18 protein-coding genes are annotated in these 20627 nt (G+C 62.2%); 6 read left to right on the plus strand and 12 right to left on the minus strand.

Translation table 11 applies throughout. The features are described 5' to 3' along the window. Window positions 1-10: 10 nt before the first annotated feature. From recR to QRX40_RS02900, 9 genes are all read right to left on the minus strand, one after another. Window positions 11-613, minus strand: a complete 603-nt coding sequence (gene recR, locus QRX40_RS02860; protein WP_015022549.1) for a recombination mediator RecR — start codon at window positions 611-613, stop codon at window positions 11-13. Then, window positions 613-3555, minus strand: a complete 2943-nt coding sequence (locus tag QRX40_RS02865; protein WP_313836153.1) for a DNA polymerase III subunit gamma and tau — start codon at window positions 3553-3555, stop codon at window positions 613-615. Before QRX40_RS02865 ends, recR begins: the two co-directional genes overlap by 1 nt. A gap of 71 nt (window positions 3556-3626) precedes the next feature. Then, window positions 3627-4022, minus strand: a complete 396-nt coding sequence (locus tag QRX40_RS02870; protein WP_313836154.1) for an Rv3654c family TadE-like protein — start codon at window positions 4020-4022, stop codon at window positions 3627-3629. A gap of 3 nt (window positions 4023-4025) precedes the next feature. Beyond that, window positions 4026-4403 (minus strand): TadE family type IV pilus minor pilin, encoded by a 378-nt coding sequence (locus tag QRX40_RS02875; RefSeq protein ID WP_313836156.1) that lies wholly within the window; start codon window positions 4401-4403, stop codon window positions 4026-4028. Continuing rightward, window positions 4390-4770, minus strand: coding sequence for a DUF4244 domain-containing protein (locus QRX40_RS02880; RefSeq protein WP_313836158.1), 381 nt, complete (start codon window positions 4768-4770; stop codon window positions 4390-4392). The genes QRX40_RS02875 and QRX40_RS02880 overlap by 14 nt, the downstream gene beginning before the upstream one ends. 182 nt (window positions 4771-4952) lie before the next feature. Next, complete coding sequence (locus QRX40_RS02885) at window positions 4953-5495, minus strand: pilus assembly protein (RefSeq protein WP_313836160.1); 543 nt, start codon at window positions 5493-5495, stop codon at window positions 4953-4955. After that, a complete protein-coding gene (locus tag QRX40_RS02890) occupies window positions 5486-6148 on the minus strand; it encodes a hypothetical protein (RefSeq protein WP_313836161.1) in 663 nt (220 codons plus the stop codon). Before QRX40_RS02890 ends, QRX40_RS02885 begins: the two co-directional genes overlap by 10 nt. Window positions 6149-6160: 12 nt before the next feature. Then, window positions 6161-7249 carry an ATPase, T2SS/T4P/T4SS family gene (locus QRX40_RS02895; RefSeq protein ID WP_313836162.1) on the minus strand — a complete coding sequence of 363 codons (1089 nt, stop codon included), beginning with the start codon at window positions 7247-7249 and terminating at the stop codon, window positions 6161-6163. Beyond that, entirely contained in the window at window positions 7246-8208 is a 963-nt protein-coding gene (locus QRX40_RS02900; RefSeq protein ID WP_313836164.1) for an ATPase, read from the minus strand. Before QRX40_RS02900 ends, QRX40_RS02895 begins: the two co-directional genes overlap by 4 nt. 667 nt (window positions 8209-8875) lie before the next feature. Between QRX40_RS02900 and QRX40_RS02905 the strand changes: the two genes are divergently transcribed. The 5 genes from QRX40_RS02905 to QRX40_RS02925 all read left to right on the plus strand — a co-directional run bounded on the left by QRX40_RS02905 (window position 8876) and on the right by QRX40_RS02925 (window position 16227). After that, the gene (locus QRX40_RS02905) at window positions 8876-11122 is read left to right on the plus strand and encodes an RNA degradosome polyphosphate kinase (protein ID WP_313836165.1); all 2247 of its coding nucleotides are present in this window, start codon (window positions 8876-8878) and stop codon (window positions 11120-11122) included. A gap of 61 nt (window positions 11123-11183) precedes the next feature. Next, a complete protein-coding gene (locus QRX40_RS02910) occupies window positions 11184-12263 on the plus strand; it encodes an NUDIX domain-containing protein (RefSeq protein ID WP_313836166.1) in 1080 nt (359 codons plus the stop codon). A 13-nt stretch (window positions 12264-12276) separates the two neighbouring features. Beyond that, window positions 12277-12972 (plus strand): hypothetical protein, encoded by a 696-nt coding sequence (locus QRX40_RS02915; RefSeq protein ID WP_024626983.1) that lies wholly within the window; start codon window positions 12277-12279, stop codon window positions 12970-12972. 247 nt (window positions 12973-13219) lie between these two features. After that, window positions 13220-13858: a uracil phosphoribosyltransferase gene (gene upp, locus QRX40_RS02920; RefSeq protein ID WP_015022561.1), complete on the plus strand. Its 639-nt coding sequence runs from the start codon at window positions 13220-13222 to the stop codon at window positions 13856-13858. A gap of 293 nt (window positions 13859-14151) precedes the next feature. Further along, a complete protein-coding gene (locus QRX40_RS02925; protein ID WP_313836167.1) occupies window positions 14152-16227 on the plus strand; it encodes an FtsX-like permease family protein in 2076 nt (691 codons plus the stop codon). Here the strand turns inward: QRX40_RS02925 and QRX40_RS02930 are convergent. Continuing rightward, window positions 16196-17278, minus strand: coding sequence for a glycerophosphodiester phosphodiesterase family protein (locus tag QRX40_RS02930; RefSeq protein ID WP_313836168.1), 1083 nt, complete (start codon window positions 17276-17278; stop codon window positions 16196-16198). The genes QRX40_RS02925 and QRX40_RS02930 overlap by 32 nt on opposite strands. A 183-nt stretch (window positions 17279-17461) precedes the next feature. Here QRX40_RS02930 and QRX40_RS02935 point away from each other — a divergent pair, with 183 nt between their 5' ends. After that, complete coding sequence (locus QRX40_RS02935; RefSeq protein WP_313836169.1) at window positions 17462-18322, plus strand: aldo/keto reductase; 861 nt, start codon at window positions 17462-17464, stop codon at window positions 18320-18322. A gap of 54 nt (window positions 18323-18376) precedes the next feature. Here the strand turns inward: QRX40_RS02935 and QRX40_RS02940 are convergent, their stop codons facing one another. Next, window positions 18377-20086 (minus strand): AarF/UbiB family protein, encoded by a 1710-nt coding sequence (locus QRX40_RS02940; RefSeq protein ID WP_313836371.1) that lies wholly within the window; start codon window positions 20084-20086, stop codon window positions 18377-18379. A gap of 93 nt (window positions 20087-20179) precedes the next feature. After that, complete coding sequence (locus QRX40_RS02945; protein WP_101432988.1) at window positions 20180-20539, minus strand: phasin family protein; 360 nt, start codon at window positions 20537-20539, stop codon at window positions 20180-20182. Window positions 20540-20627: the final 88 nt, after the last annotated feature.

Raw genomic sequence — 20627 nt, forward strand, 5'->3', positions numbered from 1 at the left:
ACCGCAGGCCTTACAGATCGCGACGGCCGGATATTGCCCGGCCAAGGGTGATCTCGTCGGCATATTCCAGATCGCTGCCGACGGGCAGGCCGCTGGCCAGCCTGGTGACCCGCAGATCCAGAGGACCCAGCAGCCGTCCCAGGTAGGTGGTGGTGGCTTCGCCTTCAATGTTGGGATCCAGGGCCAGCATGACCTCCTTGACCTGATCCGTGCCCAACCGCTTCAAAAGCTCGGGAATGCGCAGATCGCCGGGCCCGACGTTGGACATAGGGTCGATGGCCCCGCCCAGCACATGATAAAGACCACGGTATTCTCCGGTACGTTCGATGCTCATGACATCCTTGGGCTCCTCGACTACGCAGATGATGCTGCGGTCACGTCTCGGATCCTGGCAGATGGGACAGGGACTGGTCTCGCAGACATTGCCGCAGATCTCGCAAAACCGGACCTTCTCCTTGGCTGCAACAATGGCATCGGCCAGATCCTGAGCACTGCGCCGATCGGCTCCCAGAATGTAGAAGGCAATGCGCTGCGCACCCTTGGGACCAATGCCCGGCAGTTGGGCAAAGGCGTCGATCAGCTCTTGAATGGCTCCATCATAGGTAGCAGCCATCATTCACCTCCCTGTCGTTGTGCCTGTTCCTGCCGGCGCCTTTGGACGTTGATCGGATTCTGGGGGTCGTCAGCAGCAAAGTCCTCCACCTTGGTCACGTCGAACAATTTGGTCAGTTCATCCTGGTTCATGGCATTGTCCGCCCCGAGCCTGGCATCGTCCATGGAATAGACATCGTCCTCGGGATCCACTGAAGGCCCTGAAGCCTGGGAGGAGACTGCAGCAGACGAGGCCCCATCCTGATCGGAACCACTGGAGGCCGGACTAGCGAAGCCTGCTGGCATCGCCCTGCCCTCAGCTCCAGAAGCCTTTGCCATTGCCTGGGGGCCATCCGAGCCACCGGCGGTACCCGAACCATGACCATCACCCCGTCTGTCCGACGAGGTTGGGGCGCCCGTTGCCGCAGCCACATCTCCGGGAGCCGACCCGGTCTCCAATGTCGAATTCGAGGTTGCAACCGAGGCGCTTCCCTGACCCGACGAATCAACCGACTTGGAAACTTCAAGCCCCTGATCCGAAGCTTCATGGCCTTGACTGTTGGAAGACTCCGCAAAGGCTGCGGTGCTGGTCCCGGAATCGGGCACGGCCCAAGGATCCGTGTCATCGCTCATGTCCGGCAGGGCCACCTTTTTGGACTCATGGTCTTTCTGGCCAGTGGATCCATCGCCGCCCTGATCAGGCTGCCAGGTCTTTTGCGGCGCATGAGTCGCTGGCATGGGGTGAGCCCAGGGATCATCGTCCGGCAACACCGTTGAAGCGGTCGAGCCGAAACCCGCCGCTGGAAGCGGTTTCGAAGACGACTGGACAGGGCCACCGACCGGGTGGTGAGCATCGTCGGAGCTCCCGTCGCCTGAAGCTTCTCCAGGAGTGGACTTCCCGTCCGATGCCGATGCTCCGGCCCCGCCATCATGACCGGCCGAGGCCGTCATCCCTCTAGGGGCATGCCCCTGCTCTGTGGCCGCATGAGGCATGACCGCCGCCCCAAGGTTCATGGTGGCTAACCCGGCTCGCGCTAGAGCCACCTCCTTCTTGACCTCTGCCCGGCGCTGGGGAGACATCCTGTTGACGGACTCCACAGTCTCACCGTTGGCAGCCGTCCCCGATGGGGCGATCATGGTGGACTGTCCGAACTCCTGGCGAGCGCGGACCATGACGATACGCGGCACCTTGGTCTCCCCGTCAACCGACTGTGCAGCCACGGCCATGGCGAAGGCATGCTGACTGAGTGGACGGTCGAAGGTCATAGACAGCCGCTTGCGGCCGGAGGGGCCTGCTGTCATGGCTACCGTGGGCACCCGGTCTCGCACGACATACTGGCGGACCTCATCAGGCAGGGCAGCAACCAGGGCATCCCAGCGCTTATCCAGCTCTGTACCAGTCGGCACCTCGTTTGCCTGCCCTTGCGCAGTCTCCTGTTGTGCAGGCCGAGGTGTTTCCGCAGACCGGGCGGGTCTGGAGGGACTGGATGGCCTAGCTTGTCCCTCCGCCTGTCCAGTCGGCCAGGAGGGAGCTTCCTTGCGCTCGGGTTGGATAGGATCAGAGCCGGAATGGGGCGACTGCTCTTCGCCCACTCGCTGTCCATAAGCGGAGGAATCGGAATGAGAGCCGGCCATGGTCTGTGGCCCGGCAGAAGAGGCGGGCGCTGCAACAGATGGCGAGCCTGCCATGCCGGATTGTTCGGGGCGATCAGCGCCATCAGCACTGCCAGACTGCGATGCTGTGGACGGCCGACCGCTCCGCTGCGACCTGTCAGCGCCAATGAACCCGCCGCGGGCGGGCGCCGTGGCCGACCCGGAGGGGGAAGCTGCCCCTGCGGCCGATGCCTGCTCCATAGGTTCGCAGCCAATTGCCAGCAGCCTGGCGGCCAGCAGCTCCAAGCGCATCCTGGGCGAAGTAGCCCCGTTCATTCCCGCCAGCGCATCGTTGATGATGTCGGCCATTCTGGTCAGGACCTGCAGATCCAAAGCATCCGCCTGCCGACGCAGATCGGCCACCTGGTCGTCGTCACCATCTTCGCTCAGCACGCTTTCAGCCCGGTCCCCCGCCAGCTTGAGAACCAGCAGGTCGCGGACATGGGCCAGCAGATCCTCGACGAAGCGCTGGGGCTCGAACCCGCCGACGACCACCTTTTGGATGACCCCGTAGAGGCCAGCACCATCGTGGTCGATCAGCGTATCCACAGCTTCGCCGATCAGTGCGGCAGGAGTGAACCCCAGCAGAGCTACAGCCGCATCATAGGCGATGGTGTGCTCGTCAGCGCCTACCATGAGCTGATCCAACACAGAAAGGGTGTCACGCACCGATCCGCCTCCAGCCCGCATGGCCAGTTTGAGGACACCGGGCTCGGCCTTGATGCCCTCCTTTTCGCAGATGCCCTCGAGATAAGGCCCCATGACCTCCTGGGGCACTAGGCGGAAGGGGTAATGGTGGGTGCGGGAGCGGATAGTGCCGATCACCTTCTCCGGCTCTGTGGTGGCGAAGATGAACATGACGTGTTCCGGCGGCTCCTCGACGATCTTTAGCAGGGCATTGAATCCTTGCTGGGTGACCATATGAGCTTCGTCCAAAATGAAGATCTTGTAGCGGTCACGCACAGGGGCAAAGCCTGCCCGCTCCCTGAGCTCCCTTGCATCGTCGACGCCATTATGGCTGGCGGCGTCAATCTCCACCACGTCGATGGAACCGGGGCCTCCCGTGGCCAGATCCCTGCAGCTGTCACATTCGCCGCAGGGATGGCTGGTCGGTCCCTTGGCGCAGTTGACACAGCGGGCGAAAATCCGGGCACTGCTGGTCTTTCCACATCCCCTGGGACCGGAGAACAGGTAGGCATGGGTCAGCCGGTCCTCATCCAGAGCTCGGGTAAGGGGCACCGTGACCTGCTTCTGACCGATGATGCCGTCAAAAGTGTCAGGCCGATACCGCCGATAGAGTGCTAGTGCCATGGTTCAAGGCTATCCATTTCTTTAGACACGTTCGCTTTCCTTCCTAAGGCTTCTGGCCACGCTTCCTTTTCTCATTCACAGGGATCGGGCCCTGCCCGGGCCGACTGGATCAGACGCGGCAGCATCGAGACTCCGGTGTCTACCCCCACCGAGACTTTCACGTCGCTCCCATCCACCTGGCAGTCTGTCAGGACCCCGCGGTTGAGACGGGCGACCCGGGAGGCCAGAGTACAGGGCTGCGCCTGTCCTTCGTCCAGGGCAGAAGCTGCAGCCAGAGCCGAGACATCTGCACCGGTGCGTGCACGCGTCCGGCAGATCATGAGATTGCCCAGCAGGGCCGCCAGAACCAGACCCAGGCCAACCAGAGCCATCAGCATGATGCCCAGAACCGTGCCGGAGCCAGGATCCGAACCTCCCAGCCATGAACCGGTACGCTCCGCGCGCTTCCTCCTGACATGTCCGAGCATGACTCATTCCTCCAATATGGCCACGGCATCGCCATGGACCTGTGCAGGCAGCACGCCCATCGGGCCGGAAACCACTGGGCATGACACCCTGACTGCCGTCTGCCCGGCCGATGGGCTCAACTGCACTTGAGCATGCGGACCGGCCATCCGGTGCACCAGCCCTTGGGAATCACCCTTGCCCCGGGTGACAATCAGATCCCTGGCAGCCGCGTTGGCTGCATCCTGACAGACCATGCCGATCCTGATCGTCTGGGTCAGCGTCAGCAGCAGGAGAGCCAGAACCATGACGGCGGGAAGCACGATGGCGAACTCGGCCGTTACCGTACCGGTATCGGATCGCCACCGTCGGCTCCACACGGACCGTCTCTCAGCCGACGACACTAAGCGCCTTCTTGACCAGACCCATCAGCAAAGTGCGCGTGGAAGAGGACTTGACAATGGCCAGCAATACACCAGCCAGCGTGGCAGCTGCCACCATGATCACAGCGTATTCAGCAGTGATGGCCCCCGATTCAGGCCTGGCCAGCACCACACTCATCCGCGCACGCAGGGCACTCGCTGCAGAGTCCATGGCTTGGCTGATGCGAACGTACAAAGCCGTTATGAACCGGTTGAAGCGCTGCCTCATTCTTTGCAGCCACCGGGATCCGGCACCTACAGCAGGCCATGTCTCAGCTGGCACCAATTGCCCTCCTGCATGTCTGGCCTGCAGATGGAAGACCGTCGCAACCTCCTGTGAATATGTCATCGTTCTCACCTTTGCCTTTCCTTATCTTCCCCGCCCCGGCGAATGGCCGTTCCTCAGGGAATCGGCATCCGGTACCTTTCACTGTGCCCGTTCCGGTCCGTCTCGGTCGCCTTATCGGATGCATGTGGACGAGCGGAGCTGAGTCGGCAGCCTGTGGACAACTGCCCATAAGGGCTCTACCCTCAGGAAATCCCGCCTACGAAGGCCGCAATGCAGGGGATGACTCCGATCAGCACGAAGGCCGGCAGAATACACAGTCCGGTCGGCACCAGCAGCCTGACGGTTATCGCCGCTGCGGCCCGGGCCAGCACGCTGCGGGCATGGTGATCCAGCTGGCGCAGGGTCGTCTCGATACGCGTCAGAGGCGATGATCCCAAACGCCAGGACGGCTCCAGACAGTCAGCCAGGACCTGCATGGACTGCCCATAATCAGGATCCCCGATCGCTCCCGACCAGGACAGATCCCATCCGTTGCCACGTCCGAGCAGGTGAGCCACGCGAGCCATCCGAAGCCCATAAGGGCCTGGCAGCAGCCCACCAACCACACCCAGGGCCCTGGGCAGGGAGGCCCCCTGACGAACAGCGACTCCCAACAAGGCCAATACCAGGCTCAAGGATGGCGTGGAGACCTGCTCATCGGCTAATCGCCCACCCGGGCCGTCGGATTCCATAAGCAGAAAGGCCAGTATGCTTGACAGGGCGGCAATCAGTGGCTTCAGATCCATAGATCCTCCCTGCCCAGATCGTTCATCAGCAGATGTATCCAAACCAGACCAAAAACATAGAAGGCCGCCCCAAGGATCAGGCATATGGTTCCCAGGCCTGGGCGGCATAGGAAGGACAACGGTCGCGCACCCATGAACTCTCCCATGATGATGGTCAGCACCGGCAAAGCTGACAGGAGGCGGATCGTGGCCCTAGGCACAGCAAAGGCTTTTTCTCGCGCCTCATCCAGTGCCGCCCGCCGCCTCTGCATAGCCGCCACAGTCCGCAGCCCATCAGAAGCCCGGCAGCCCAGGATGGCGCTGAGACCATAACAGGCCATCAGAGCCTGGGCCATAATCGTCAGAGTCGGCCCCCGTTCCTGAGGCAGGCACCGGTTCTCCAGCATGGCCATGACACGTTCCCGCGTGACCTCCTGGGTGGCGAACCGCCGCCCGGATGCCTCCTCAAAAGCCTCTACCAGACCGCCTCCATTGTCGACATAGGCAAGCAGGGAAGTGACCAGCACCGCCAGGCCGGGCCTATCCGACTGTGCAGAGGGCCTGACTGACATGGCCTTCAGTCTCGCGGATGCGCTGCCGCTAGGCGCGAGCAAGACCAGACAGGCAATAGCCGTCATCATTGCAGCCAGCCAGGCTGCAGTCTCGTCATGCATAATCCACCTCAACTACGGAACGCTCGCCGGGGCGCTGGTCACAATGCCCCACCGCCTGGCGAACTTTGACCAGGCCGTTCCATACGTAGCGGCCCCTCGGCCTGTCCATGTACAGACGGCCTCCCCAAGAAGCCGGCCATCAGCTGCAGTTGTCAGTCGGCCAATTTGAGCGATATGTCTATGGCCGCCGGAACGTTCCAGATGGATAACAGCATCGAACGCCCCCTGCGCCAGAGCAGCCAGGGCCCTCGGCTGCAACCCCGCCAGCAACCCCAGAGTCGCCAGCCTGACGGGAACGCGTTCTACATTGTCGGCATGCAGCGTTGCCATGCCGCCCCTATGACCGGAATTGAAAGCCCGCAGCAGATCAGCTATCTCCTCGCCACGACACTCGCCCAGGATGATCCGATCGGGCCGCATGCGCAATGTGGCTTTCACCAGATCGACCAGCCCAACACCCCCCGCCCCTTCAACGTTGGATTCTCTGACAGCCAAGGAAACCATATTCCCATGGCCGGCGATACGACCCAGTTCACGCACCTCCTCCACGACGACCAGCCGCTGCTCCCGTGGACACATGCCCAGCAGGGCCCGTAGGAGCGTGGTCTTACCTGCACCCGTGCCACCAGTCACTAGAATGCTGGCCCGATTGACCACCAGCGCCCGAAGGATGAAGAGCCAGCTGGCGGGACACAGCCCGGCAGCAGCCAGCTCCTCCAAGCTTGGCGGGTGTCTGTTGGGCAGTCTGATGGAAATGGCGGCACCCTCGGGAACAAGCGGGGCCAGCACGGCGTGGACTCTGATCCCCTCCCTGCTGGAAGCGTCAGCCATGGGCCGGGCATCGTCCAGGCGACGTCCCAGCTGAGCGCATAACTGCACGGCAAAGTCCCTCACAGCTCGAGGGCCTGCGAATCCAGGCCGAAGCAGGACCTCCTCCATGCCCGCGCCTCGGTCGATCCAGACATTGCCCTGCCCGGTCACTGCGATGTCAGTCACCGCAGGATCGTTCGTCAGCCCATCCAAGTATCCGAAAGTGGGCGGCTGATCGGAATCGTCGTCAGAGAATCGACCTTCATTGCTTTCCCCGCTTCCTATGATCATTTGACAGCCCCGGACCGAGCCGATTCGCGAGAAGAGATCCGTTCTTCTCTTCTTTCCCCTACGACGATCATTCCTGCGATCCGCTCAACCAGGGGATGAAGGGCCCGGGCATAAGCACGCGGCACCCGTTCCAGGCCACGCCCATCCAGAACGGATGCCGACAGCTTCGGTTGCGGCTTAAGAACCACGTCCAGCGATCGGCCCAGAAACTCTTCCGCCTGCTCTGGGTCGACGCCATGACTGACCCGGTGCTGTGTGGGCATCATTCCAATCAGAGCCATGGGCGGCCTGCATGAAATCAATGGATTGTCTCGGGCTCGATCACCAGCACCTCTGCTGCCGTTCAGGGCATGGAGAAGTGCCTTCGCCCGTGCAAGGCCCAGCACGGTCATGTCCACCATCAACAGCGAAGGCAGCCCTTTAAGCGAGCGCAGATTACCCAGACCCTGGCCCCGACCGGCATCAATCAGCAAGAGATCAGCAAATCCAGCCATTGCGCTGACTGCTGCATCCAGGTCCCACCAGCCCTGTGGCGGGGCACTCCATGGATCGTTGCTGAGCAGCGGGACGCCATCCCAGATCGGCAGTTCTTCACAGAGCGCCTGAGGGTCCACCCGGCCCAGGGGCGCGTGGATTCGCCCAAGCCGCATGCCAGGCGCCCCCTCGATGCCGACCAGGACATCCATCCCTCCGCCATCCAGGTCCAGATCCACCAGAGCGCATGACAGGGCCATGTCCCGAAGCTGTTTGGCCATCAGAGCCGTCATGGTTGTCAGCCCAATTCCTCCCGAGGCCGAGAGAAAGACCAGACCGGTCACGGCAGACTCATATCCAGCATCTTCACCCACAATCCGCCGATCGGACAGGATGGGTTGCTCGAACCCAACGGCATCCTCGTCTTGCAGGCGACCTGATCCTGAGGATCCTGAAGAATCAAACCGTCGGACCGCGCCCGCCACTCTCCCTGGTCGGCGTTCCGGAGACAGCCCGACTGAATTAAAGGAGTGCGGAGTTCGTCCGGGCTCCCTTCCTTCCATGCCGCCGTTTATCCTCGGCGGTCTACATATGCTCATTCCGGTCATGGCTACCAGTACACCCGTCCACTGGCAACAGCACCAGTCCCCGGAACGGATGTGGTCGAATGACCCTATGCCTCCACATCGCTTCGCCCTCTCTGTGTAAAAACGCATCAAGACCACGACACGCCTGAAACTGCAGCATTTTTGAGCCCATGCCCATGAAAGGCCACAGATGATCACACAGAAGCAACAGATTCCTCCAAACTTGGCGTATTCAGCCTGCCGCAATGCACGCAATCGCACAAAAGACCAAGCCGGCAGCCTTCCCCGCCCCAGCCGATGGACAGGCTTGCCAGCGGTCTGAAAACTGGCATAATGGCATATACAAGGACGGTTCGAGAACGCGGAAGCCCACAAAGTGTATGGCCACTAGGACCGATACGTTGGACGGGTGTATAAGACTTGACCGTTGCAACGATGATGTTGTGCAGAGATTCCATCTGGATCGACCTTGTGGGAACGGCCTCCTGCGGGGGGCCGTTCCTATTTATCCACAAGCTTTATCAACGATTGCAGAGGACGGCACCTGCGAATAAAGTGCTATGGTATGGTTCAGAAATTTGACGCACCCTCCAAGGCCTTGCTACGCAGCCAGATCGCGGAGCATATTGCCGAGACCGACGGCCAGGCACGGCATGTATCCAGGCACTCGGATCACCCGGTCTCGCCCTTGCCTGAGGACCGCTATTTCGACCGGGAGCTGAGCTGGCTCAAGTTCAACAAACGCGTGCTTGAACTGGCCGAAGACGAGAGCGTGCCCCTGCTGGAGCGCGCCAACTTCGCCGCCATCTTCGCCAGCAATCTCGATGAGTTCTTCATGGTCCGCGTGGCGGGTCTGAAGCGTCGCGTGGACACCGGCATCGCTGTGACGGCCGCCAGCGGAATGAGCCCCCGTCAACAACTGAGGGCCATCTCCGAGCAGGCGCACAAGCTGCAGGACGAGCATGCCCACTATGTCATCAACCACATTCTGCCGGATCTGGCCGCCGAAAGCATCATCCTGCTGAGCTGGACACAGCTGAGCAGCCAGGAGCAGGAACGGCTCACCAACTTCTTCCGTAATCAGGTCTTTCCGGTCCTGACCCCGCTGGCCGTCGACCCGGCCCACCCCTTCCCCTATATCTCAGGCAACTCCCTGAATCTGGCGGTCCTGGTGGAGAACCCGACCTCAGGCAAGACCCATTTCGCCCGCGTCAAGATTCCCGACAACCTCTCCCGTCTGGTTCCTGTGGACGATCTGACCGACGAGGAGGGCCGGGAGGAGCGCTACGGGTTCATCACCATGGAGAACCTGATCATCGCCCACTTGGAATACCTCTTCCCAGGCATGATCATCAAGGAGGCCCGCTCCTTCCGCGTCACCCGCAACGAAGACATTGACGTAGAAGAGGACGACGCCGAAAATCTGCTCAACGCCATGGAGAAGGAGCTGCTGCAGCGTCGGTTCGGACCGCCCATCCGCCTGGAGATTTCCGACTCCGCTTCTCCCTTCCTCTCACAGCTGCTGGCCAGCAAGCTCCGGGTCAACCAGGAGGAGGTCTATCGACTGCCCGCACCCTTGGACTGCACGGTCCTGTTCGAGCTGCAGTCCATCGACCGGGCCGACCTCAAGTTTCGCCCCTTCATTCCCACCACCAACCGGCAGATAGCCGAGGTGGAATCCAGCCAGGCCCAAGACATCTTCGCCGCCATCCGCGAGCATGACATCCTCCTCCACCACCCCTATGACTCCTTCTCCACCTCGGTCCAGGCCTTCCTGGAGCAGGCGGCGGCCGATCCGCGAGTGCTGGCCATCAAGCAGACCCTCTACCGAACCTCGGGCAACTCGCCCATCATCAATGCCCTGGTGGATGCCGCACACGCCGGCAAGCAGGTCCTGGCCCTGGTCGAGATCAAGGCCCGGTTTGACGAGGAGGCCAACATCGCCTGGGCTCGTCAGCTGGAACGAGCCGGCGTCCATGTGGTCTACGGGATCGTGGGGCTCAAGACCCACTGCAAACTTTCCCTGGTGGTCCGTCAGGAGCAAGACGGCCTGCGTCGTTACTGCCACGTAGGCACCGGCAACTACAACCCCAAGACCGCCCGCCAGTACACCGACCTGGGTCTGCTCACCTGTGACCCGGTGGTGGGACAGGACCTGACACGGCTTTTCAACCAGCTGTCAGGCTATGCGCCCAAGTCATCCTTCCACCGCCTATTGGTAGCCCCGCGCACGGTTCGCTCCGGGCTGCTGCAGCGGATCGCCCGCGAGGAAGAGACTGCCCTGAACGGCAAGCCTGCATGGATACGAATCAAGGTCAACTCCCTGGTGGACGAAAAGATCATCGACGCCCTCTACCGGGCCAGCCAGGCGGGTGTCCGCATCGACATCGTGGAGCGCGGCATCTGCGCCCTGAAGCCAGGCGTGCCCGGGCTGAGTGAGAACATCCGAGTCCACTCCATCCTGGGACGGTTCCTGGAGCACAGCCGTATCTTCGCCTTCGCCAACTCCCAGGGCCCCCAGATCGGCGAGGGTCCCCTGGCCGGTCCAGAAGTCTGGATAGGCTCTGCCGACCTGATGCACCGCAACCTGGACCGCCGTGTGGAGGCGCTGGTCCGGATCACTGCGCCCGAGCAGGTGCAGGGACTGATCGACTACGTGGATCTGCAGATGGCTGACACCACCAGTTCCTGGCACATGCAGCCCGACGGCACCTACGTGCGCCACAGCCGGGATGACCAGGGCCAGCCTTTGGTCGACTCGCAGGAGTACCTGATCGACCGCCACGCCCGAACCCCCAGGGCCAGGCGATGATGATGCGCCTCCAGGCCGGCAGGTCCGCCGCCGAGGTGGACGATCGGGATGGCATCCGGCCATGAGCAGGACGGTCGAAGCAGCCGGAGCCATTCTCTACCGGTGGCGCACAAGCTTCCAGGGCTGGATGAAATTCAGCGACGACGGCCGGGCAGCCCCAGGAGCCAGCCCACGCTCCGACCTTGATGAGCTGGAGCTCTGCCTGGTTCATCGCCCCAAATACGACGACTGGAGCTGGCCCAAGGGCAAGCTGGAGAATCGTGAGACCCACATGCGGGCGGCCGTGCGCGAGGCGGGCGAGGAGACAGGCTGTCTTGTCCGGCTGGGGCCATACCTGGGAGATGCCGAATATCCCCTGAACAACGAGGGCCGACGCCGGGGCGGCAAGGGCGGCAGGCTCAAACATATCTGCTACTGGATGGCCACGCCGACCGACTCGGAACACGCCGCCGGTCAGAGCGCGCTGCTAGGTCCCATCCACCGGCCTGATTCCAGGGAAGTCGACCAGATACGATGGGTCGGAGCCTCTGAAGCCCGCAAACTATTGACCCACCCAAGCGACAGAACCATATTGGACGCCTTCGTGGATCGGGTGGAGCAGGGTGGCATCCGGGCCCGTCAGTTGATCATCGTCCGCCACGGCAAGGCAGTGGCACGCAAGGAGTGGACAGGCAAGGATGCGAATCGTCCTCTGACCCCCAGAGGCGCCGGCACCTCCTACGCCCTGGCTAGGGAGCTGGCCTGCTTCGCGCCCGACCGCCTCCTGTCCTCACCCTGGATCCGTTGTGTGCAGACATTGCGACCCTACGCCGACGAGGTAGGCCTGCCCATGGAGATGGTGGCCTGCCTGACGGAGTCCTCCTACCACCGCCGCCCGGAACAGGCCCACAGCTGGTTGGACAGGCAGATAGCCGACCTGCTGACAGGCAACAGAACCACTATGATCTGCATGCATCGCCCGGTCCTGGGCGGCATCTTCGAAAAGCTTCGCGGGCTGTGCTCCAGCGGATCACTGTCCAAACGGCTGCCCGACGACTCCCCTTTCATGCCCACCGGCAACGCCGTCGTCCTCAGTCTGACCGGCGACCCCAATCATCCGACCATCATCGACATACAGAAGGTGACTCCCATTGTCTACTGACAGCAACTCCAGAATCGGCTCATCCTCAATCCGCTCCTCCCGCACGGGATTCGTGGCATCCGGCACCGGAGCATCCAGGCCCTCACGCCCAGGACAGCTGGACCCGGCCATCGCCGACCAGCTCTCCGGAGGCATGGATCCGCAGCAGATCAGCGAGATGAGCCACGTGTCTGCAGCCTCCCTGCTGGACCGGGTCCACCACAGCGCCGACCCCGTCATCGTAAAACGGGTTCTGACCCTGGTGGACCGCGAGGGCGTGGATGTCGTGGCCGAGCTCTGGAGCGATAGCGACCCCGACTCCCTGCCCGGCATTCTTTGGCGGCTCTACATGCTTCGCAGCTGGATGCGTAAGGACGCTGACGGTATCAGTCGTCTGTGGCGGCTGGGAGAACCCACCGACACCGCCGCATCAGCCATCGCCGGCGTGGACCAGGCGCCGGAGGCCGATGACATCATCCGAACCGCAGACTCCATCCTCTCCGGAGCCTTCACCGGCGACTTCGCCATAGCCCTGGAACGGGCCGGAGCCTTCTGTGACGTGATCGCCCGCGGCATCAAGACCACCATTCGGGATGCCCAGAGCCGACAGCTGGACGGTCAGGAAGCTAAGGAGGTCGACGCGGCACAGCGCACGGTCAACTCCCTCAATCAGACGGCTCGCGACTTCATGCGGGGCGCCTCGCTCTGGCGGCGGGGACGGCTGGAGTAAGATCCGCCACCCTTTCAAGCCGGAAGCGTAAGCGCGCCGTGAGCGCAGATCAGGCCCGGCATGCCCTACAATGGGGACTGCGCCGGACCATGGCTAAGCCCCGGGCTCCGTTTGTTGCCGCTGCGAGCGGCGTTTGCGCCGACAGGCGCTTGCATGGTTCGGCGTTTTCATTTCCATTCCCAAATCAAAGACAGCATGGCTTGCCGGTCGCTACCAGAAGCCGACCCGCTGAGCTACGCTGAGAGGTATGGAACTTCACGTACTGGAACACCCGCTGATCGAGCACAAGCTGACCGTACTGCGGGACAAAAACACCCCTTCCAACACCTTCCGCGAGCTGATCAGCGAACTGGTCATGCTTGAGGCCTATGAGGCCACCCGAAATCTGGACATCGAGGACCACCCAATCGAGACCCCGGTCGCTCCCATGGTGGGCAAGAAGCTCTGCTCCCCGCGCCCCATGGTGGTTCCCATTCTGCGCGCCGGACTGGGCATGCTTGACGGCATGACCCGTCTGCTGCCCACCGCCGAGGTCGGATTCCTTGGCCTCAAGCGCGATGAGAACACCCTGGACATCATCACCTACGCCAACCGCCTGCCGGAGGACCTCTCCGGCCGTCAGTGCTTCCTGCTGGATCCCATGCTGGCCACCGGCGGCACCCTGATCGCCGCCACCAAATACCTGGCCGAGCGCGGCGCCAAGGACGTGACCTCCATCAACATTCTGGCCGCTCCCGAGGGCCTGAACCGCCTTAAGGAGGAGATGGACCCCTCCATCAACCTCAAGGTGGTGGTCTGCGCAGTCGATCAGAAACTGAACGAGCACGCCTACATCGTGCCAGGCCTGGGCGATGCCGGCGACCGCCTTTACGGCGTCATCGACTGAGCCAATAAATTGACAGGGGCATAAACCCCCATCTCTGACGAGGATCCGAACTTGGCGCGGTTCGGGTCCTTTTTTCAATCGCCTTCTACGGCAGCCCTAGCTGAAGACACTTGGCAGGGCGGCCATTCCATCCGTGCTCCTCCTGCCCTCTCGCACCCCCCCCCCGCCAAGCGCACAATCGCTCATCGCCACCCTGGTTCTCCCCTGGTCTGACCCTGAAAACACCCTGAGTGGGCCTTTGCCCGGTGTTGCAATAAGAACAGCGGCATTCAAGGGCGAGAAAGGAGCACACCATGGAGGGCAAGTCCCTTTCCCTAGGTAGATCGCTGGGAGGAACCGGGACCCCAGGACCGATGGGCGGGGGCGGCTCGCAAACCGCAGGTCGAACCAAGGCACGCACTCCTGGACTGGGCTCCCTGGTGCAGTCCTTTCTGCATGAGCATCGGTCCTCCTACACGGTCATGGTCCTGGCGGTCATGGCCGCTTCGGCCCTAACCAGCGCCTGGGCCCAGGCAGCCATTGCCGCTCGGAGGGGCGACGGGATGCCGGATACGCACGCAATGAATTCCTACGACCGCGCTATGACCCTGTCCTTACAAGACGGCGCTGCACTGATATCCATAACGTATGCCTGCATATGCGGGTTCGTCTCCATCTTCCTGGTCATCACCTCCGTGGGGTTCCTGATCGAACGCCGTCGTCGCGAGTATGCCATGATGCGGCTTTCCGGCGCCTCTCCCAGGACCGTGAGATTCATCTCTCTGCTGGAATTCATGATTCCGGTAGGTTTGGCCGCCCTCCTGGGCAGTTCGGCGGGATGCCTGCTGGTGCCCGCATTCGCCAAGTCCCTGATCAACTCAGGTCTTGAAGCACTGGAAATGACCGCGCATCCGCACCCCATGGGAATTATCTTCGCTTTCGTGGGGATACTCCTGGCAGGTCTTCTAGGAACCTGGTTCGCCGCCAGGAGGATTACCGCCATCTCTCCCATCGAGGCCCTGCAGGACTCCGAGAACAGATCAGGGACCAAGTCAATCGGCCCTCTTCGCCTGATAATCGCCCTGGCCGGCCTGGCTGGAGGACTGGCCATGGTCTATCACCGCTTCAACGGCATGGACATTGAAATCCAGATCCTGGCCTCGACCGGCTGCCTGCTCGTCATCATCGGCGCCCTGGCCCCTGTCCTGGTTCCGGCCTGCGCCAACCTGATCGGCATCCCCTTCCAACTGGCCTTCCGAGGTGCCGGACTCCTGGCACGGCAAAGGGCACGGAAGGAAAACCGGAGCTCTACCGCCGTCGCAGTGCCGATCATACTGATGCTGGTCATCGTGACCGGAATAATAGCCCTAGTACGGTCCAGCTGGGCGCAAGAAGCCATAAGCCGGTATAAGCCGGTCGCTGCCGAAACCATGATCACCGCAGAGAGCAATGATCCAAGAGACCTGGATCGCCAGCTTCGGTCCACTGCAGACGTCGAATCCGCCGTCACCTATAGCGAGGGATCCTGGAAAACTGCAGACAAGGAAGATACCGGCGGCAATGGCGAACCCTCCGTCATGGCTATGCATGTCAATAAAGCAGGCAAGAGCGTCAATACCATTAGCCCAATCTTCATCGAGGGCTCCGCTGCGGACCTGGGGCCGGGCAAGATCGCCGTTATTGCCAGTGGCCGCGCTCAGGAGAAAAACCCCATCGGACGCAAGCTGACTCTGATCGACAGGTACGACAAAGGCCATACGCTGACCATCACCGCCGTAGTCGACATGACCCCGACAGGGCAGATGGGCCAATACCTGATGACGGATGCCGACCTGTCGCAACTGGCGCCAGACAACAGCGGATCGACCACCCTGGCCAGGACCGCCCCTGAAATTCGCACAGACGATCTGATCAATAAGCTCAATGCTTCATGGGACAGGAAAGGCATCAAGGCCTGCACCAAGAAGGAGTACATTCGTTCCGAAATCCAAAGGTCCCAGGAGGTGCAGCGGGCCATGCCCCAGATGGTCAACGGGGCCATCGTCCTGACGGCCATCTTCCTGATCCAGGCATGCGCCATCGCAGTCAATGAGCGCCGCCAGGAGAACCGAAGGATGCAGGCTGCCGGTGTTTCACGTGGAACATTGGTCTGCTCCTCGATTTGGGAGTCAGTAATCGATGCTCTTTCGGCCATTCTGCTTTCAGCCCTGGCCATGGCGGGGGTGCTGGCCGTCATCTTCCATCAGTTGTCCGGCCAGGTGGACATGAGCGTCGTGCCTCTCCCCTACGGCTACTTCCTGATCATGGCCCTCTGGGCCATAGGCCTGGCCGCTGCGGCCTCAGGCCTGTATAGCTGGTTCAGCTCTCAGGCAGATACGACTCGAAGATAATCCCATCAAAGTCCGGACTGGCCTCCTCCTGCGCATGCTCGGAGCGGACGGTCCAGGCAATGGGCGTTCCACCTAGGAACCGATAGAGACGCATGGGCAGTGAGTGCCCGCTGTGCCACTCGCAGGCCACGAAGTCCGGCCGCCCCAGCCAGTTGAAGAGGAGGGACCCGGCCATCCAGCGCAGGGCCGATGAGCGGGAGTCCACCCGGCCATGGTAGGGGGCGACCAGTTGCCCCCTGGTGACGCCTGGGTGGTGAACCCGATACCAGGCAAGGGCCAGGACGTTGAAGGACTCAATTACATAGGGGCCCTGGTACCTGGACAGGAGGGCATCGGTCCGACGCATGAGCTCCCGATCCAAGCCCCTGTCCATCTTGATCTCGACGACCAAGGGCACCCGGCCATCCACCAGAGCGAGCACCTCGGACAGAAGAGGCACATGCTGCGCGTCGGGATCGTTGAGGCCCCCGTCCCCGCCCTCCGTTTCGGGCCCGCCATCGTGGTCGGCAGAGCCAGGAATTCCTTCCCCGGACTCAAGAGCCTGGGCAGGGCTTGGGCACAGGGGAATCCTCTGCAGCTGCTCATAGGTCAGGTCCGCCACTGCCCGGTTGACGCCAGCCACCCGCTGCAGGTCTCCATCGTGGATGACCACCACCTGGCCGTCCCGGCTGAGATGAACATCCAGCTCAATCCCGTAGCCGGCCCTGCAGGCCGCCTCGAAGGCAGCCAGAGAATTTTCAGGCGCCACTACCCGAGGGGACTTGGCTTGGGCCGAGGCGTGCCTGCCTGAGGGACGATCGGATTCAACCTTCAGGCAGTCATGGATACGATGCAGGTAGGCGGTCTGTCCAGGGTTGGGATTGGTCGTCTCCATCCCCGAGCCAGCGTCGTGCAGGCCCCTATGGGCGTAGGGATGCAAGGACAGACCGACGGGCTTTCTCCGCCCCACAACCACTGAAAGGCCAGGGGCCAGGGCCCAGCACCAGCCTCCCAAAACACCGAATCCCAGACCCAGTGCGACCTTGCCGGCCAATCGTGCTTTGGACCCCATCATCGCCTCCAGCCATCAGCTACTTCACTACCCACGCTAGCATCGCAGGAGGCTGGACGCGCTTTGCTGAGCTTGACTTCAAGCTGCTTGAAGGCCCTATCCTTGAACAAGCAGATCAGAGAGGCACGCTCTCGCCTTTAGCCAACTCTGTCGAGCAATCTGCCAAGAAAGAAGCGCAATACCATGCAGAATGATTTATCCGCCTCCGTCCCGTCCGTTAAGCTCAACAACGGCGTCCTCATGCCTATGGAAGGCTTCGGGGTCTACCAGATCGCCGACCTGGACGAGTGCCGCCGCTCGGTTCTGGACGCCCTGGAGACCGGGTACCGGGCCATCGACACGGCCCAGGCCTATGGAAACGAGCAGGCCGTCGGAGATGCCCTGGCCCAGAGCGGCCTCGACCGCGACCAGGTCTTCCTGACCACCAAGGTCTGGATCACCAACTACGGATACGACAAGACCAAGGCCTCGGTCGAGGAGTCCATGAAGAAGCTGGGCACTGACCACCTGGACCTGGTCCTCCTCCACCAGCCCTTCAACGACTACTACGCAGCCTGGCACGCCCTTGAGGACCTCTATGACCAGGGGGTCCTGCGGGCCATCGGCGTCTCGAACTTCTACGCCGACCGGTATGTGGACCTGGTCAAGTTCAACAGAATCGTCCCTGCCGTCAACCAGCTGGAGACCCACGTCTTCCACCAGCGCCCCCAGGAACGCGCCTACATGGACAAGTACGGCACCAGGATCGAATCCTGGGGACCTTTCGCCGAGGGACGCCAGGGGATGTTCACCAACCCGACCCTGACCGAGATCGGGCAGGCGCACGGCCGGACCGCAGCCCAGGTGGCCCTGCGCTTCCTGGTCCAGGACGGGGTCATCGTCATCCCCAAGACCACCCACCGCGAGCGCATGCGCGAGAACCTCGACATCTGGGACTTCCAGCTCAGCGACCAGGAGATGGGCCGGCTGCGGGCCATGGACACCGGCAAATCCGCCTTCATGAACCATGAGGATCCTGAGACCGTGGAGGATTTCGCCAACTGATTCAGCATCTGACAGCATCTGACAGTATCTGTGCAGGATGGACGGGCTCTCAGCCTAGGCTTCGCCGTTGCGTCGCCGGCGCTTGAGGGCCCGGTGCTTGATCAGGATGTCCAGGACTATCCAGACCGAAAGAATGAAGGCCACCACGTATCCCAGCATGCTGACCACCGGGATGCCGAAGACCACCGGCTTGACGCGGGCGAAGTAGACGATTGAAGAGCCCACATAGAGTCCGACGACAATGAGAGCCATGGTCAGTCTGTTGACCATGTCGGACAGCTGCTGCAGAGGTTCCTCGGAACCTACCAGCTGCACATTGGCGCGCAGCTGGCCCCGGGTCAGCATCTTGGTCGCGGTCTGGGACTCAGCCAGGGCGCCCAAAAGGCCATGCAGGGCCAGGTCGCCCTGCATGCCCAGCTTCCGGGCCTCCTCCTTGAGGATGGACCCCGTGCTCTGGCTATAGGCGACATGATCAGTGATGATCTGCACGATGTTGGCCTCAGGCAGGAACTCGTCCAAGAGTCCTTCAAGGGTGACCAGGCACCGCGCCACCATGGTGACCGACCCCGGCACCTTGATGCCATGCCGGGCGGCCAGCCTCATCACGGCATTGACGTATTCGGCGATATCCAGATCGGCCAGATCCAGCTTGCCGAACCGCTGGACGACCGCATCCAGGTCGGCAAGGAGATAAGGGTAGTCCTCGGCTCTGGCCTCTCCCGTACCGGCGAAACGGAGCAGCCCCTGGGCCAGGGCTGGTGAATCCTCGCGGCCTACTGCAAAAATCATGTCCTTCAAAGCCGATTTGGTCACCTCGTCCAGGCGGCCGACCATTCCCAGGTCGATCAGCACTATGGAACCATCGCGGATGATGATGTTGCCGGGGTGCGGATCGGCGTGGAAGAATCCCCGGTCCATGATCTGGGTAGCATAGTTGTCGACCAGCTTGGTGCCGATCTCCTTCAGGTCATAGCCCTGGGCCACCAGCTGGGCGGGCCGTGAGAGCGATATTCCGTCGATGTACTCCATCACCACCACATGCCTGGTGCAAAGCTCAGGATAGGGTTTCGGGCAGTCGATGTAGGCGTATGAGTCGCAAAAATCCTTGAACTCCGCCAGATTGGCGGCCTCCTGCTGGAAGTCGACCTCGGACTGGAAGGTCTCCCAGAGCTCCTCGACCACCCCGCGGATGTCGATCACCTGGGTGCTGCGGACGAACCGGGAGGCCCACTTGACCATGCTGCGCAGGATGTCGATGTCCTGGGCCATGGTCTCTTGAATCCCTGGGCGCTGGACCTTGACGGCCACGTCCTCACCGCTGATCAGGCGGGCCCGGTGCACCTGCGCCAGGGAAGCCGACCCCAAGGGAACAGGGTCTATGGAGGAGAAGATCCGGTCGAGCGGACGACCATACTCGGCGGCCAGGGTGCTGGTCACCATGGAATACGGGATGGGATCCGCGTCGGCGCGCAGCTTGGAGAGCTCACGGCAAAAGGCCTCCGGCAGGATCTCCGAACGCATGGAGAGAATCTGGCCCACCTTGACGAAAGTGGGCCCAAGCGCCTCGAACAGTCGACGCATGGTGACCGGAGTCAGCCCGTGGATGATGTCGAACCGGTTGGCGATGCGGATCATCTCAGCCAGTCGACGGGCCCTGCCACGCCTGTGCCGGATCCTTCCTGCCGCCCCCTGCCGCTCTCCCGTGCCGACCCCGAAGAGGCCAATGGTCTGCACCGGGGCATCATGTCCGTTCATGGCATCCATACTCACCACTCACCTGCGTCCTTTATCCGCATGGCCGACCAGCGGCAGACATTCCGGCGCAGACGACCGACGCTGACAGTAATTGACTGCCTTTCAGCCCTGCTGACCTGCAATGGGATCATTGGAGGTGATGGGGATGGACCCGGACCGACGATTCGGCATTGGCGCCAAGGGATCATGGTCGGGACGACGGGGGTCAGGAGCAACATGGGTCGCAGGCCTGGGCGCGCCAGCAGCCGGTGCAGGAGCGCTGTCAGCCGGTGCAGGAGCGGGAGGGGTCTTCCTGTTCCGTTTGAGCTCAGTGTTGAGAATCTTCCCCTGCTCGACCGTCAGCTCGCCCTTCTTCACCAGGCTGTCGATGACCTCCTGGCCCTTCTCCACGCCTGTGGCCAGCGCTCCAATGCCAGCCAGAAGCACCTTGTGCAATCCGTCACCAATATGCAAATCCGACATGATATGCCTCCCAGCATTCATACGCCCTTGAAGTACCGGGCCCTTTTGACCGCCAAGAGACGAGCGGCCGTCTCTCTTTACAGTCTAG

This window comes from Bifidobacterium sp. H6bp9 (genome assembly GCF_032193695.1).
Lineage (GTDB): Bacteria > Actinomycetota > Actinomycetes > Actinomycetales > Bifidobacteriaceae > Bombiscardovia > Bombiscardovia kimbladii.

Coding starts and splice junctions, on each gene's coding strand:
- recR (WP_015022549.1), bottom strand. CDS start 613: ATGGCTGCTACCTATGATGGAGCCATTCAAGAGCTGATCGACGCCTTT.
- QRX40_RS02865 (WP_313836153.1), bottom strand. CDS start 3,555: ATGGCACTAGCACTCTATCGGCGGTATCGGCCTGACACTTTTGACGGC.
- QRX40_RS02870 (WP_313836154.1), bottom strand. CDS start 4,022: ATGCTCGGACATGTCAGGAGGAAGCGCGCGGAGCGTACCGGTTCATGG.
- QRX40_RS02880 (WP_313836158.1), bottom strand. CDS start 4,770: ATGACATATTCACAGGAGGTTGCGACGGTCTTCCATCTGCAGGCCAGA.
- QRX40_RS02885 (WP_313836160.1), bottom strand. CDS start 5,495: ATGGATCTGAAGCCACTGATTGCCGCCCTGTCAAGCATACTGGCCTTT.
- QRX40_RS02890 (WP_313836161.1), bottom strand. CDS start 6,148: ATGCATGACGAGACTGCAGCCTGGCTGGCTGCAATGATGACGGCTATT.
- QRX40_RS02895 (WP_313836162.1), bottom strand. CDS start 7,249: ATGATCATAGGAAGCGGGGAAAGCAATGAAGGTCGATTCTCTGACGAC.
- QRX40_RS02905 (WP_313836165.1), top strand. CDS start 8,876: ATGGTTCAGAAATTTGACGCACCCTCCAAGGCCTTGCTACGCAGCCAG.
- QRX40_RS02910 (WP_313836166.1), top strand. CDS start 11,184: ATGAGCAGGACGGTCGAAGCAGCCGGAGCCATTCTCTACCGGTGGCGC.
- upp (WP_015022561.1), top strand. CDS start 13,220: ATGGAACTTCACGTACTGGAACACCCGCTGATCGAGCACAAGCTGACC.
- QRX40_RS02925 (WP_313836167.1), top strand. CDS start 14,152: ATGGAGGGCAAGTCCCTTTCCCTAGGTAGATCGCTGGGAGGAACCGGG.
- QRX40_RS02930 (WP_313836168.1), bottom strand. CDS start 17,278: ATGGGGTCCAAAGCACGATTGGCCGGCAAGGTCGCACTGGGTCTGGGA.
- QRX40_RS02935 (WP_313836169.1), top strand. CDS start 17,462: ATGCAGAATGATTTATCCGCCTCCGTCCCGTCCGTTAAGCTCAACAAC.
- QRX40_RS02940 (WP_313836371.1), bottom strand. CDS start 20,086: ATGGATGCCATGAACGGACATGATGCCCCGGTGCAGACCATTGGCCTC.
- QRX40_RS02945 (WP_101432988.1), bottom strand. CDS start 20,539: ATGTCGGATTTGCATATTGGTGACGGATTGCACAAGGTGCTTCTGGCT.